General features: G+C 63.5%; 21 protein-coding genes and 1 riboswitch. Of the genes, 14 read left to right on the forward strand and 7 right to left on the reverse strand.

Features of this window, described 5'->3' with window-relative positions; translation table 11 throughout:
• The first annotated feature begins 1 nt into the window (after position 1).
• From moaD to EJ068_RS26790, 7 genes are all read left to right on the forward strand, one after another.
• Positions 2 to 259 carry a molybdopterin converting factor subunit 1 gene (moaD, locus tag EJ068_RS26755; protein WP_127251459.1) on the forward strand — a complete coding sequence of 86 codons (258 nt, stop codon included), beginning with the start codon at positions 2 to 4 and terminating at the stop codon, positions 257 to 259.
• Position 260: 1 nt separating this feature from the next.
• On the forward strand, positions 261 to 740 hold the full coding sequence (locus tag EJ068_RS26760) for a molybdenum cofactor biosynthesis protein MoaE (RefSeq protein WP_127251458.1): 480 nt from the start codon (positions 261 to 263) through the stop codon (positions 738 to 740).
• 280 nt (positions 741 to 1020) lie between these two features.
• The gene (locus EJ068_RS26770) at positions 1021 to 1434 is read left to right on the forward strand and encodes a YbaY family lipoprotein (RefSeq protein ID WP_127251456.1); all 414 of its coding nucleotides are present in this window, start codon (positions 1021 to 1023) and stop codon (positions 1432 to 1434) included.
• 181 nt (positions 1435 to 1615) lie between these two features.
• Positions 1616 to 1885, forward strand: a complete 270-nt coding sequence (locus EJ068_RS26775; protein ID WP_127251455.1) for a hypothetical protein — start codon at positions 1616 to 1618, stop codon at positions 1883 to 1885.
• Between the two features lie 203 nt (positions 1886 to 2088).
• Positions 2089 to 2151: riboswitch (Fluoride riboswitch) on the forward strand.
• Between the two features lie 98 nt (positions 2152 to 2249).
• Entirely contained in the window at positions 2250 to 2663 is a 414-nt protein-coding gene (gene crcB, locus EJ068_RS26780) for a fluoride efflux transporter CrcB (RefSeq protein ID WP_127251466.1), read from the forward strand.
• A gap of 3 nt (positions 2664 to 2666) precedes the next feature.
• Positions 2667 to 3104 carry a fluoride efflux transporter CrcB gene (crcB, locus tag EJ068_RS26785; RefSeq protein WP_127251454.1) on the forward strand — a complete coding sequence of 146 codons (438 nt, stop codon included), beginning with the start codon at positions 2667 to 2669 and terminating at the stop codon, positions 3102 to 3104.
• 111 nt (positions 3105 to 3215) lie between these two features.
• Positions 3216 to 3560 carry a DUF190 domain-containing protein gene (locus tag EJ068_RS26790; protein ID WP_095816023.1) on the forward strand — a complete coding sequence of 115 codons (345 nt, stop codon included), beginning with the start codon at positions 3216 to 3218 and terminating at the stop codon, positions 3558 to 3560.
• Positions 3561 to 3679: 119 nt separating this feature from the next.
• Here EJ068_RS26790 and EJ068_RS26795 read toward each other — a convergent pair whose 3' ends face one another.
• Both EJ068_RS26795 and ndk read right to left on the reverse strand, forming a co-directional pair.
• A complete protein-coding gene (locus EJ068_RS26795; protein ID WP_127251453.1) occupies positions 3680 to 3886 on the reverse strand; it encodes a hypothetical protein in 207 nt (68 codons plus the stop codon).
• Positions 3887 to 4048: 162 nt separating this feature from the next.
• Complete coding sequence (gene ndk / locus EJ068_RS26800; protein WP_127251452.1) at positions 4049 to 4471, reverse strand: nucleoside-diphosphate kinase; 423 nt, start codon at positions 4469 to 4471, stop codon at positions 4049 to 4051.
• Positions 4472 to 4649: 178 nt separating this feature from the next.
• Between ndk and EJ068_RS26805 the strand changes: the two genes are divergently transcribed.
• Entirely contained in the window at positions 4650 to 4856 is a 207-nt protein-coding gene (locus tag EJ068_RS26805; RefSeq protein ID WP_127251451.1) for a hypothetical protein, read from the forward strand.
• Here EJ068_RS26805 and EJ068_RS26810 read toward each other — a convergent pair.
• Entirely contained in the window at positions 4853 to 5149 is a 297-nt protein-coding gene (locus EJ068_RS26810; RefSeq protein WP_127251450.1) for a DUF1905 domain-containing protein, read from the reverse strand. The two genes, EJ068_RS26805 and EJ068_RS26810, sit on opposite strands and share 4 nt — an antisense overlap.
• Before the next feature lie 17 nt (positions 5150 to 5166).
• The gene (locus EJ068_RS26815; protein WP_126078193.1) at positions 5167 to 5859 is read right to left on the reverse strand and encodes a glutathione S-transferase family protein; all 693 of its coding nucleotides are present in this window, start codon (positions 5857 to 5859) and stop codon (positions 5167 to 5169) included.
• Positions 5860 to 5917: 58 nt separating this feature from the next.
• Between EJ068_RS26815 and EJ068_RS26820 the strand changes: the two genes are divergently transcribed.
• The 5 genes from EJ068_RS26820 to EJ068_RS33740 all read left to right on the forward strand — a co-directional run bounded on the left by EJ068_RS26820 (position 5918) and on the right by EJ068_RS33740 (position 9331).
• The gene (locus tag EJ068_RS26820; RefSeq protein WP_126083451.1) at positions 5918 to 6430 is read left to right on the forward strand and encodes a DinB family protein; all 513 of its coding nucleotides are present in this window, start codon (positions 5918 to 5920) and stop codon (positions 6428 to 6430) included.
• A 282-nt stretch (positions 6431 to 6712) separates the two neighbouring features.
• Positions 6713 to 7276, forward strand: a complete 564-nt coding sequence (locus EJ068_RS26825; protein WP_126078192.1) for a hypothetical protein — start codon at positions 6713 to 6715, stop codon at positions 7274 to 7276.
• A gap of 272 nt (positions 7277 to 7548) precedes the next feature.
• The gene (locus EJ068_RS26830) at positions 7549 to 8334 is read left to right on the forward strand and encodes a GGDEF domain-containing protein (protein ID WP_126078191.1); all 786 of its coding nucleotides are present in this window, start codon (positions 7549 to 7551) and stop codon (positions 8332 to 8334) included.
• A gap of 213 nt (positions 8335 to 8547) precedes the next feature.
• Positions 8548 to 9135, forward strand: coding sequence for a sterol desaturase family protein (locus EJ068_RS26835; RefSeq protein WP_245463235.1), 588 nt, complete (start codon positions 8548 to 8550; stop codon positions 9133 to 9135).
• The gene (locus tag EJ068_RS33740; RefSeq protein ID WP_245484099.1) at positions 9029 to 9331 is read left to right on the forward strand and encodes a sterol desaturase family protein; all 303 of its coding nucleotides are present in this window, start codon (positions 9029 to 9031) and stop codon (positions 9329 to 9331) included. The genes EJ068_RS26835 and EJ068_RS33740 overlap by 107 nt, the downstream gene beginning before the upstream one ends.
• 79 nt (positions 9332 to 9410) lie before the next feature.
• On the opposite strand, the gene EJ068_RS26840 is transcribed toward EJ068_RS33740, so the two are convergent.
• From EJ068_RS26840 to EJ068_RS32795, 3 genes are all read right to left on the reverse strand, one after another.
• Complete coding sequence (locus EJ068_RS26840) at positions 9411 to 9713, reverse strand: DUF982 domain-containing protein (protein ID WP_126078190.1); 303 nt, start codon at positions 9711 to 9713, stop codon at positions 9411 to 9413.
• 152 nt (positions 9714 to 9865) lie between these two features.
• Positions 9866 to 11947, reverse strand: a complete 2082-nt coding sequence (locus tag EJ068_RS26845; RefSeq protein ID WP_127251449.1) for an ATP-dependent helicase — start codon at positions 11945 to 11947, stop codon at positions 9866 to 9868.
• A 372-nt stretch (positions 11948 to 12319) separates the two neighbouring features.
• Positions 12320 to 12490 carry a hypothetical protein gene (locus EJ068_RS32795; RefSeq protein WP_189342025.1) on the reverse strand — a complete coding sequence of 57 codons (171 nt, stop codon included), beginning with the start codon at positions 12488 to 12490 and terminating at the stop codon, positions 12320 to 12322.
• A 124-nt stretch (positions 12491 to 12614) separates the two neighbouring features.
• On the opposite strand from EJ068_RS32795, the gene EJ068_RS26850 reads away from it, so the two are divergent.
• A complete protein-coding gene (locus EJ068_RS26850) occupies positions 12615 to 12797 on the forward strand; it encodes a hypothetical protein (protein ID WP_095816012.1) in 183 nt (60 codons plus the stop codon).
• The last annotated feature ends 88 nt before the right edge of the window (positions 12798 to 12885 follow it).

Here is a 12885-nt window from a genome sequence, read left to right on the forward strand (position 1 = left end):
GATGTCCACCAAGCTCATCTATTTCGCCTGGGTACGCGAGCGGATCGGCAAGCCGGAAGAGGACGTCGACTTGCCTTCCGGCATCGAGACGGTGGGCGACCTGCTGGGCTGGCTGAAGTCGCGCGGCGAGGAGTACGAAAACGCGCTGCAATACCCCGACGTCATCCGCGTCGCCATCAACCAGGAACATGTCGGCCACCGCGAGAAGATAGCCGGTGCGCGCGAGATCGCGCTGTTTCCGCCGATGACCGGAGGCTGACATGGCCGGCGCCGTCGTGCCCGCCATCCGCATCCAACGCGAGGATTTCGACGTCGCCGCCGAGATCGCCGGCCTGACCAAGGGCCGGACCGATATCGGCGCCGTGGTCACCTTCTCCGGCCTTTGCCGCGACGAGCAGGGCGCGCTGTCGGCGCTCGAGCTCGAGCACTATCCCGGCATGGCCGAGGCCGAGATCGGCCGCATCGCGGCTGAGGCCATCGAACGCTGGCCGCTGCAGGGGCTCACCGTCATCCATCGCCACGGCAAGATTGCGCCGGGCGAGAACATCGTGCTGGTGGTCGCGGCCTCGTCGCACCGGCAGTCCGCCTTCGAGGCGGCTAATTTTCTGATGGACTATCTGAAGTCGCGCGCGCCCTTCTGGAAGAAAGAGCATCTTGCCGACGGCTCCGAGGGCGGCTGGGTCGAGGCCAAGGAAGCCGACGACCGAGCGGCGGACCGCTGGAAGAAGTCACGTGAATAACCATGGGCGGATCACAATGACTCGCCCTCTATTCCCGTGCCAGTGTTGTGGTTCGCTCGCCATAGGTGAGCCGGGCAACTATGAAATTTGCCAAGAATGCGGGTGGGAAGACGACCTAGTGCAGGCCGCCGATCCCGATTGTGCAGGCGGGGCAAACGAACTCAGTCTAAATCTATACCGGGATACAATTTCAAACTGAGGCTACCGGTTGCGGCCATTGATTGACCGCAATCCTTCCCGACCATGCAAATCGGTTTGATTTGCTTGGCGGGGCAATCTCATGCTGGACCGCATCGCGGAGTTCTTCATCTTCGGGCTGGTGCCGCTGGTCGTCGGCATTCTTGCCGTACCGCAAGTGACCAAGGCCGCCGAGAAGACCATCGCGGGCGAGGTGACTTATCGCGAGCGCATCGCTTTGCCGCCAGATGCCGTGCTCGTGGTCGAGCTTGCCGACGTCTCGCTGGCCGATGCGCCGGCAACCGTGATCGCAAAGCGCAGGGTAGCGCCCACCGGACAGGTACCGATCAAGTTCGACATCGGTTTCGACCCCAATGCGATCCAGAAGGGTCGGACCTATGCGCTGCAGGCGCGCATCACGGTCGGCGAGCGGCTGATGTTCATCACCGACACGAACCATCAGCTCGATCCGCTGGCCGGCACGCCCCAGACGGTGTTGGTGAAGATGCCGCGCTGACGTCGGGCGCCGACTGTACGGCCGCGACTTTTCAGCCAGGAAACCGTGCTCGCCGGAATAAACCGCCGGCGCCAGGCGTTGACCTATGCAGATGGCGGGCAGGCAAAGGGACAAACGTCCCTTCACTCAAACCGCCAGACCGAATGCGCGGGATCGATCTGGCACTCAATGGAGACCAGATATGAAAAAGCACGTGCTCATTCTCGCAGCCACAAGCGTATCGCTGATTGCCTTCCCCGGTTTTGCCCGCGCGGACGACCATCTGTTCAATGCCACGCAGCATGGCCTCAGCCCCGACAGCCAGCCCTTCCAGACCAACAAGGCCGGCCATAGCGGCGACCTTGCGCCTGGACAGGGCAGCCCGTTCTCCGGCGAGGAGACGAAGACGCCGGCCACCGACACAGAGGCGGCTAACGCCCACGCGAATGTGAAAGACCGTCAAGCCAAATGATTCCTGTGCCCGCCGGGAGGGCGGCGGGCCTGTTAAGAGCAATTCCAGCAAAAGTGGGGCACGCTTTCCCCCGAATTGCGGAAAAAGGCCGTTAAAGCGAGGTCTGCGCTTCCGCGCTGAACCCGCTCCGGGGTTGTGTCGACTATCCTGTTCTCGTCCCATCGCAGGGCAATTGACCCCACCGCCTCAACCGCCTAGGCTCGCCCGAAAATGGGGATGGGGTTCCCCCGAAACCGCCCTTATGGGCTGATGACTCCTGCCAGGCGTGCTCTTGCGCGGCAGGATTTGTTTTTTCCGCTCGCATCATGCCTGATTTCGTGAGGTGATTCCCGTGCGGGAATCGCATTGGAAAGGCATTGAGACGATGACCCTTGCGGCCTGCGCCCTGGTCCTGATCGGCGGTTTCCTCGGCGGCGTATCCCGCTTCTTCCTCTCCGGCGTGATTGGCCGTGGGGTCGGCGAGACCTTTCCCTGGGGCACGCTGGCGGTCAACGTCTCCGGCGCCCTTGCCATCGGCGCCTTCGCGGGTGCCGCGCGGGCGGTCGGCGGCGTCTTCGCCAGCGATCTCGTGCGCGACCTCATCGTCGTCGGCCTGTTCGGCGGCTACACCACCGTGTCGTCCTTCTGCCTGCAGACGCTCAACCTCGCGCTCGACGGGCAGGGGCGGCTCGCGGTCTTCAACGTCGTCGCCTCGTCGGTTCTGTGCGTGCTGTTCGTCGCCCTCGGCTTCTGGGCGATCGTCTGGGTGGCTGGTTCAACTGCCGGGGCAGCGGGCTGAGCGATGACGGACAGACAGGCGGCAACGCGGCTTTATCTGGCGGTCGGCTGCGGCGCGGCAATCGGCTCCCTGACCCGGTTCCTGTCGGGCTACGTCGTCGTTTCGCTGCTCGGCCTGAACGCTCTATGGTCGACCGCTTTCGTCAACATCGTCGGCTCCTGGGTCATCATGGCCTTCGCGACGCTGACCGGACCGGATGGGCGCATGATGGTCGGACCGGTCAGCCGCAATTTCGTCATGGCCGGCTTTTGCGGCGGCCTCACCACGTTTTCGGCGATGAGCCTCGACACCTTCATCCTGCTGTTCGAGGACGACTTGCCGCTGGCCGCGACCTATCTCATCAGTGTGGTCGGGCTGTCGCTCGTCGCGGCGTGGCTGGGTTATCTCATGGCATCCAGGCTCAACCGCTTGCCGAAAGGCAGTCAGGCAACAGGTAGCTAGAGCAATTCCAGGAAAAGTGTGAGCGGGTTTCCGTCCGGAATTGCGTCAAAACAAAGAGATAGAGCGGTTCGCCGTTTCTGTAAAACGGTGAAACGCTCTAGGGAGGAAAACATGGAACTTCCCGCGCAATGCGCGCTGCTCAGGATCTTCTTCGGCGAGGACGACAGGGCGGCCGACGGCAAGCCGCTGCACGAGGCGATCGTCATCAAGGCCCGCGAAACAGGCATGGCCGGCGCCACGGTGCTGCGCGGGCCGCTGGGCTTCGGCCGCTCCAGCGTGCTCCACACCGCCAAGATCCTGCGCCTGTCGCAGGATCTGCCCATCGTCGTCGAGATCGTCGACGCGCCGGAGAAAATCGATGCGCTGATCCCTGCGATCAAGGCGCTGACGAGTGAGAAGAGCTGCCTGATCACCAGGGAGAAGGTCGAGGTCATCCGCTACGGCGACGGAGACTGAGCTCCAAAGCATGTCTCCCGAAAGTGGGAACCGGTTTCGGGTTAAAGACATGCGCAAATCAAAGACCAAAGCGCATAGAGCGAATCCGAAGGATCGCGACGCGCTTTAGGTACCCTCGATCAGCGGTCGCGAAGACGGCGGCCGATCGTATCCTCGTCGAAAATGCCGGCGGAAAACAGCTCGATGGCTTCGATCGCCAGGTCCGAAGCCTCGGAACTGCCGCGGGCAATGCCTCGCTCCACGCAGACCTGATCATAGATGCGCTTCAGCAGGACGAGATCGTCTGGATAAGCTATGCCGCTCTTGGAAACATGGGGGCCAATCATCGCATCCTCCATTGTTGGACGGAAGCATGACAGAAGCTCGCGGGGGCGGTGAGCCTTCTATCGCCAGACCGGCACCATAGGGTGCTGCGTCGGTCGCGCATTCACCCATGTTAAAAAGGCGGCCGACGGGCCGCCTTCTGTACCCGGAAGGTTTCAGCTGACTCAGCCGACGATCTCGGTGTCCGAGAACCAGTACTTGATCTCCTGCGCGGCGGTCTCCGGCGCGTCGGAGCCGTGCACCGAGTTCTCGCCGATCGACAGCGCATGCACCTTGCGGATGGTGCCTTCTGCGGCGTTAGCCGGGTTGGTGGCGCCCATCACTTCGCGATTCCGGGTGATGGCGTTCTCACCTTCCAGCACCTGCACGATGGTGGGCGCCGACGACATGAATTCCACCAGCTCGCCGAAGAACGGGAGATCCTTGTGGACGGCGTAGAAACCTTCGGCCTCGCGGCGGCTCATCCACACGCGGCGCGATGCGACGACGCGCAGGCCGGCGTCTTCGAGCATCTTGGTGATGGCGCCCGTCAGGTTGCGCCTGGTCGCGTCCGGCTTGATCATGGAGAAGGTGCGTTCGATCGCCATAGGGTCGTCCTTGTTCTTGGGAATGGAAATTGGAGTGGCGGGCTCTATACAAGCCGCCCGGCGGCTTGCCAAGGGGAGGCGGCTTCTGGTCAAGGCGGGCGCTTTGCGGGATAATGAAACGGCTGCATGCGCTTCGGGCGCTTGCTCCGGAACGCTCGCGGCGGCGGAGCCGGAGGCGATGAACTGGCCTTATCTCAGACGCGGCGACATCGTGGGTATCGTCTTCATGGCGCTCATATGCGCCGTGATCGCCTTCTTCCTGCTGGTTCTGCCGGCGCCGGATCACAATTTCGGCTTCGGCCCGGAATGGCAATGTACGCGCATCGGTGAAGGCGATCCGATCTGTGTCAGGCTGATCGACAAGGACGCGCTCAAGCGGAACTAAAGCGCGATCTCAATGGTCACGATCGGCGCGTCTCCGGCCTTCAGGCTCTCAGCTTGCCGCACCGACGCCTTGACGGGCAAAAGCAGGCTGCCCGAGGCCTTGTCGGGGAAAAGCGACGTAGTCCATTTTGTCCTGCCGATGACAGCCGTCACACCAAGCGAGCCCCAGGGTCGCGCCAGCCCCGCCATGGCCGCCTTGATCCGCGCCGCGACATCCGTTGGCAGCGTGATGAAATGCCAGCCGCCCTTGCCGGGGTAGACCCAGATCCCGCCCTGCATCTCATAACGCAGCATGGCAATTCCGACGGCCGTCACGCCGCCGCCGCGACCTGCCGTCCGATACCGCCATGCAGGTCGAGGCAGCGCTCGAACCAGCGGGCGATGCTGTCGCCGTCGTCGAGCAACTGGAAAGGCGAGGCGATGCGTCCCCATTGCAGCGCGCCGAACACGATGTAATCGGCAAACAGCGGCGCCTCGCCGCCGATGAAGGGCTGGTAGGTGAGCGTCGAGCGCAGCGGCTCCAGCGCGGCGCGGAAGGCCGCGAGCCCGGCATCGCGGTTCGCCACGACCTCTTCCAGCCGCTTGCCGTACCGCTGCTCGCGGCTTTCGCGGAAATAGGCGGCGTTGGGCTCGTCTTGCATGTCATGCAGATCGGTCAGAGCCACCGTCGCGACGTAGGGATGGATGGTGAACTGCGACCAGCGCTCGATGAAGCGCGCCATCGCCTTGCCGCCATCGCCGCCGAATAGCGTCGGCCGATCCGGATAGGCTTCGTCGAGATAGAGCGCGATGGCGAAGGAATCGGCCACCACGCGCTCGCCGTCACGGATCACCGGCACCGTCTTCGACGCGCCGCTCTCGACTTCCGGCACCTCGAGGAAGCGCGTCGGCACCTTGGTGACGGCGAGCCCCTTATGGGCCAGCGCCATCTTGGTCTTCCAGCAATGCGGGCTGAACGGGCGGCCGACATCATGGCCGACGAGGTCGTAAAGCAGAATGGTCATTGGCGGGTCCGTTGCTGCGGGTTACGTAGAGCCAGGATTCGTGGCGAACCGGTGGATGATGAAACAGCATTTCATGATGTTTGCGGCCTATAATCAATGGGCCAACCAGCGTCTCTACGATGCCGCGGCACACCTCAGCGACGAGGAATTCAACCGCGACACCGGCGCCTTCTTCGGCTCGATGATGGGAACGCTCAACCATATCCTGACTGCCGATCGTATCTGGATGAAGCGTTTCACCGGCGAGGGACAGGCACCGTCTTCCCTTGACGCCATTCTTTACAAGGCGCTGCCACCCTTGCACAGCGCGCGCGAGGCGGAGGACAAGCGGATCATCAACTGGGTCGGCGGCATGAGCGAAAAGGCGCTCGCCGGCCGCTTCTCCTATATGACCCTCTCCGATATGCGAACTGTCTCGCAACGCGTGGCACCCGCGCTCAGCCATTTCTTCAACCACCAGACCCATCATCGCGGCCAGGCGCACATGGTGCTGACCGTGCTCGGCCGCCCTTCGGTGCCGCTCGATCTGGCGCTGTTCCAGCGCTCCGAGGAAGGCCGCGCCTATGCCTGAAGCATAAGCTCCGGGAACCCGCACGTTTCTGCTGCGGTTCGTTGCGAATGGCGCTTGCTGCGGGAAGTGTTTTTTGTTTGCTTTACAATTTAAATTTCGAAGAAAAGTCGAAAATTTATTTAACAATTCGATATAGCAACAAGAACAAAAAAGTATTACTGCAAATACGGTACGAAACTGAGGCGTGAATTTCGGCGTAGATATGTATGCCCACGGCGTCAGTCAAAGAACGCGGTGCCTGGATGATGCAGTGCAGCATATTCCGTCTAAGAGGAGAGTGTCATGCCAAGTATCATTCGGGAATTGCATAAAGTCCTTACTTGCGGCGCGGTCATCGCTATTTTGGCGGTTCCGGGCCATGCCGCAAGTCTTGGATTGGGTGGTGTCGGCGGCGTGTCCGTCGGTGGTAATGGCGCCAGCGCTAACGTCGGCGGCGCGAGCGGTGCCAATGCGGATGCCTCCTTTGGGGGAAGCAGCACGGCCTCCATCGGCGGCACCAACGGCGCCAACGCTGGCGTTTCGCTTGGCGGCGGCCAGGCGGCGGATGCGGCGGTGTCCCTGGGCGGGACCGATACCGGAGCCACCACCTCGATCGGCACCAGCGGCTCCAATGTCGGCATCGGGACGCTTGGAGCTTCCGCCGGTGTCGGTGTCGGCATACCGGGCACTCCAGGAGTTCCGGGCACCCCCGGCACTTCGGTCACCACCAAGCCTTCGGCCGCTGTTGCGCAGATGTCGGGTACCCAACTTGCGCGCATGAAGAAGCGCAGCGCCGACGTGCTTTCCAGCGAAGGAACCTATGATGCCGATCTGAGGGCGCTCTGCCTGATGATTTCGCGTCGCTGACATATGCTGCAAGACAGCCCGGTCGGGAGTGCCGGACCGGCCGTGAGGGCTCTGCGGCATCTCCTACCGCATCGCCGCCATGGCTGGCGGTGCGTTGACGAGAACCTCCGGCCAGTCGGGAAGCCTGCTGCTTTTGGCGGCGGGCTTTCTGCTTGCCTGCCGCCAAGGGCGGTTCCGACGGCCTGTTAACCACACTTGCATTGAAGCTAATATGTTAGGACTTCCTTTGCGCTCGCGCTCCACAATAAGCCGGTAGCAGTGGGAGCAACGGCATGCGCATCGATTTGTCCCCGACAAGCTGGGGTAGGGTCGTGGTGGTCACCGCCGCCGGCACAGCCTTTTTCATTGCCGTCGCCTTCTTCGTCGATTCCTTCAATTTTCCCTCGCTGTCGCCGCAGGCGCTGCTGTGGGCGAAACTCACGGATCTTTTCCTGCCGCTTGTCCTCGGCGGCTCCTTTCTGTTCTTCCTGATGTGGAAGATGCGCCAGCTGGCGATCACGCAAAAGGAGCTCAGCGTCATCGCCGCGACCGACAGCTTGACCGCGGTCTTCAACCGCGGCGCCTTCTCGATGCTGGTCGAGGCCTATCTCGACCAGGCACGCGACCAGACGGTCGCCGACGCCGGCGCGCTGCTGATCGTCGATGCCGACCATTTCAAGTCGATCAATGACCGCCTGGGCCACGACTGCGGCGACCAGGCGCTGAGGTTGATCGCCGCGACGATCAAGGGGCAACTGCATGGCGCCGACATCGTCGGACGCATCGGCGGCGAAGAATTCGCGGTCTTCCTGCCCGGCGCCGATGCCACACGCTCCTTCCTGGTCGCCGAATCCATCAGGCGCCGCATTCGCGAGGCCGAATTTGCCCCCGACGGGCGGCCCTGGCCGCTTTCCGTGAGTATCGGCGGCATCGCCTTCAGCGGCCCGACCACCTACCACGACGTGTTCCAGGTCGCCGACCGCCATCTCTACAAGGCCAAGTCCAACGGCCGCGACCAGGTGAGCTTCGAGAGCCGGCGCAGCGGGACGGCTGGCAATGCCGGCGGCACCATGCACTAAAGCATGTCTCCCGAAAGTGGGAAACGGTTTCGGGATAAAGACATGCGTAAAATCAAAAACCCAAAGCGCATGGAGCGAATCTGAAAGATCGCGACGCGCTTTAGGCGTCCCTTAGCACCATCAACGGTCCGTTCATCCTTTGGCGGCTAGTGTCGGCGGCTGACCTCAGCCGATCCGCGAGCGACCGTATTCGATCTCATCGACTTCAAGGCGGTGCTGATCATCGCCCTCATCTTCATCCCGCTGGAGCAGCTCCTGCCGCTCAATGGCGAGCAGTCGGCGACGCGCCGGCATTGGCTGAACGACGTTTTCTACCTGCTCTTCAACGGCATTGTCATCAAGGCCGGCATAGTATTGGTGGTTGGCGCGGCGATGCTGCTGGCGCAGCGTTTCGTTCCCGAGGCGCTCACCGCCGCCGTTCAGTCGCAGCCTGTGTGGCTGCAGGCGATCGAGGCTCTGCTCATCGCCGACATCGGCTTCTACCTCGCCCATCGCGCCTTTCACGCGGTGCCGTTCCTGTGGCGCCTCCACGCCATCCACCACTCGATCGAGGAGATGGACCGGCTGGCCGCGCACCGCGTGCAGCCGGTGGACCAGATCCTGACCAAGTCGGCTTCGTTCTTGCCGCTGTTCGCGCTGGGTTTTTCCGCCGAGGCGGTTCTCATCTACGTGCTTGATCTACCAGTGGCAGTCGGTGTTCATCCACTCCAATACGCGCATCAAATTCGGGCCGCTGAAATGGCTGATTGCCTCGCCGCAGTTCCATCACTGGCACCACGCCAACGAACGCGACGCCTATGACAAGAACTTCGCCGGCCAATTGCCCTTTCTCGACCTGATCGGCGGCACTTTGTTCATGCCGCCGCGGATGCCAGAAAAATATGGTGTCGACGAGCCTGTGCCGCAGCTCTACCACCGGCAGCTCGTCTATCCTTTCGTCGCAGCGGCCGAACCGGCCGCGATCGCCGAAGCCTCGGCCGCCGGCAAGCCCGAATAACGGCAAGGAAAAGCCTCTCGTCAGGTGAACTGAGCCGGGGGCAGTTCATAGGCGGTGGGCCTGAGAAGATCGCCGTAAATCAGGCGGCAAAACCGCCATAGCCGCGCGCGACCGGCTTCACCGAAACGATCGGCTGGTCCGACGGCCACAGGATGCCGGCGGTCACCGCGAAGGTGATCAGCGCATCGCGCGCGGCCTCGGCCGAGATTTCTCGGGCCCGTGCCGCCTCGCAGGCCTTTACCGCGGCGCCGTAGCTCAGCCGCCGCCGCGATGGCGGAAACTCGGTCAGGAATTCATGCATGGCGGACAGCGAGGCGATCATGCGCTTATGGCCGGCGCCGACGCTGAGGGCGACCGGGGTGAAGAACATCCTGTCGTACATTGAGACCTCGTCTGTTGGCTGCGGAGGCGGCGGGCCTCCGGTCTGGGAAGGGACGCCACACAACGCGGCTTGCGGCGTGAGGTTCCGCGCACGCCGATTTTTCCGTCTTGGACCTGATCCGTCGCGTGAATCGGCAGGAGGGGGCAGGCGGCCTATTTCCACATGCCGCGCATGCGGGCGCCAAGGTCGACCTTGACGCCTGGCCGCTGGCGCGGGTCGTCCTTGAGCGCCGCACTCGCCCAGGACGACTGCTCGAAGGCCGGAAGCATCGAGGCCGGGATGAAGCGGGTGCGCGAGGCATAGACATGGCGGTCGCCGCGCGCAGCCTGGTTGTGCGGATAAAAGCGCTGCGGCACCACCAGATGCAAACTGTCCTTGGCCCTGGTCATCGCCACATAGAGCAGCCGGCGTTCCTCCTCGATGTCCTCCTTGGTGCCGACCCCGAGATCGGCCGGGATGCAGCCATCGACCGTGTTCAGCACGAAGACGTTCTTCCATTCCTGGCCCTTGGCCGAATGGATGGTCGACAGGATGAGGTAATCCTCGTCGCGATGCGGCGCCCCGGCCTGGTCGCTGGTGGCGTCGGGCGGATCGAGCGTCAGCTCGGTCAGGAAGCGTTCGCGCGACGGATAGGTCGAGGCGATCTGCTCGAGCTGGATGAGATCGGCCCGGCGCGTGATCGCATCCTCATGGATGCGCTCCATATGCGGTTCGTACCAGAGCCTGATCCGTTCGAGGTCGGCCGGCCATTTGGCGCCGGCGCGTAGGCCGCTATAGATGTCGAGGAACACCGGCCAATCCTGCGCGGCGCGCTGCGGCGGCCGGAAGCGGGCAAGGCCGAGCGTCTCGTCGAGCGACGTCGCCATGGCATCCACGATCTGCGAGGCGGCGGACGGCCCGATGCCCGGCATCAGCTGCAGCACGCGGAAACCGGCGACGCGGTCGCGTGGGTTCTCGGCGAAGCGCAGCATCGCCAGCATGTCCTTGACATGCGCGGCGTCGAGGAATTTCAAGCCGCCGAACTTGACGAAGGGGATGTTGCGACGCGTCAGCTCCACCTCCAGCGGCCCGCTGTGGCTCGAGGTGCGAAACAGCACCGCCTGCGCCTTCAGCGCCGTGCCGGCCTCGCGTTCGGCCAGGATCGCCTGGCAGACATAATTCGCCTGCTCGGCCTCGTCGCGTACGCTGACCAGCTGCGGCCTGTGCGAGGAACGGCGCTCGGTCCACAGATTCTTGGTGAAGCGTTCGCTGGCCTCGCCGATCACCCTGTTGGCGGCTGCCAGGATCGTCTCGGTCGAGCGGTAGTTGCGCTCCAGCATGACGATCTCGGCGGGCTTCGCGAATTGTTTCGGGAAATCGAGGATGTTGCGCACTTCCGCGGCGCGGAAGGAATAGATCGACTGCGCGTCATCGCCCACCACCGTCAGGCCGGCGCCGTCCGGTTTCAGCGCCAGGAGGATCGAAGCCTGCAGCCGGTTGGTGTCCTGGTACTCGTCGACCAGCACGTGGTCGAAGCGGGAACCGAGATGAGCGGCGATTTCCGGCTCGGCCGCCATCTGCGCCCAGTAGAGCAGCAGGTCGTCGTAATCGAGCACGTTCTGCGCCTGCTTGGCCTCGACATAGGCCGCGAAAAGCTCCTTCAGTTGCTCCGCCCATGCCGCGCACCAGGGGAAGGCGGAGCCGAGCACCTCGTCCAGTGGCGCCTGCGCGTTCACCGCCCGCGAATAGATCTGCAGGCAGGTGCCTTTGGTCGGAAAGCGGCTTTCGGTTTTCGAGAATCCCAGCTCATGCCGTGCAAGGTTCATCAGGTCGGCCGAATCCTCGCGGTCATGGATGGTGAAGGCCGGGTCGAGGCCGATCTGCTCGGCATAGTCGCGCAGCAGCCTGGCGCCGATGCCGTGGAAAGTGCCGGCCCAGGCCAGCGCGTCGCCGATGATCGCCGCGTCGCGCCCCAGCACCTCGCCGGCAATGCGCTCGACCCGCTTGGCCATCTCGGCCGCGGCACGACGGGAGAAGGTCATCAGCAGGATGCGGCGCGGATCGGCGCCCTTGACGATGAGATGGGCGACGCGATGCGCCAGCGTGTTGGTCTTGCCGGAGCCGGCGCCCGCGATCACCAGCAGCGGCGCCGCCACCTTGCCGTCGCCATGCACCACCGCCAGCCGCTGCTCATCATTCAGCCGGGCAAGATAAGCGGGCGTCTCGAAGGACGAATCACGAGCGGCGATGTTCATCGCCCATCAAGCATCGTTTCCGCTTTGTTCGCAATAATTTCCTCGCGTTGCGGGAGAGCCGGGAGGGGACCGCAGCGGCCGGAGAGGAGGCTGAGCCGGTGGTGGGTGGGCGCATACATTCTCTATGGAGCGCTGGTCGACCCCCACTCCGTCTCGGCTTCGCCGAGCCACCTCTCCCCCGATCGACGGGGTAGAGGAAAAGCGCCGAGCTTCCAGCAACGCTCCCTTCCTTTCCCTCCGGAGGGGGAAGGTGGCGCTGCGAAGCAGCGACGGATTGGGGGAACCACGTGGCAATCAAACCTCAGGTCGATCAGTCACGCCGTCACAGACGATGTGTGCATGGCGTAGAAGAAGGTGGGCCGAGCAAGGGCGCTACCGCTTCGGCTCCACCCCCATTGCCGCCGACTGGCGCCGCAACTTGCGCCTCTCATCGCCCGGCATGTCCAGCGGCGCGACATCGCCAGGCACCTCGTTGATGATCCTCACGGCGACGCGATAGGCGGTGTAGGCGAAAAGGCCGGTAAGCAGCAGGCGGATCATCATCGTCTCCTCATGCGGTTGATTGGCTTTCAACCGGACGCGGACCGGTTGGTTCCGCCTCACGCGCAACCAAACCGCCATCGCCTCGTTTGCCCTTTATGAAAGGGGCGAACGAGAGGAGGTCGTCATGATGAAGCTTCCTGTGCTGCTGGCTCTTGCGGCAGGGCTCGTGCTCGCCGCCTGCGACAACAGTGTGCAACCCACCAAGGCGCCGGGCGACGAAGTCAACCAGAACCCTCAGGTCGACAAGAACCCGGTGCCGAAATCGACCACGGGCGGCGACCAGCCGGGCACGCCTCCGAAGCAATAGGGCAGGGCGAGTCGGGTTATCGTCGGCCCTAAAGGTCAAGTTATCGTCGGGCTGGAAGAAGGCCGGCGCTGCTTGGGAGGAAGCTGGA

Origin of the sequence: Mesorhizobium sp. M2A.F.Ca.ET.043.02.1.1, from assembly GCF_003952405.1 — a bacterium.
Lineage (GTDB): Bacteria > Pseudomonadota > Alphaproteobacteria > Rhizobiales > Rhizobiaceae > Mesorhizobium.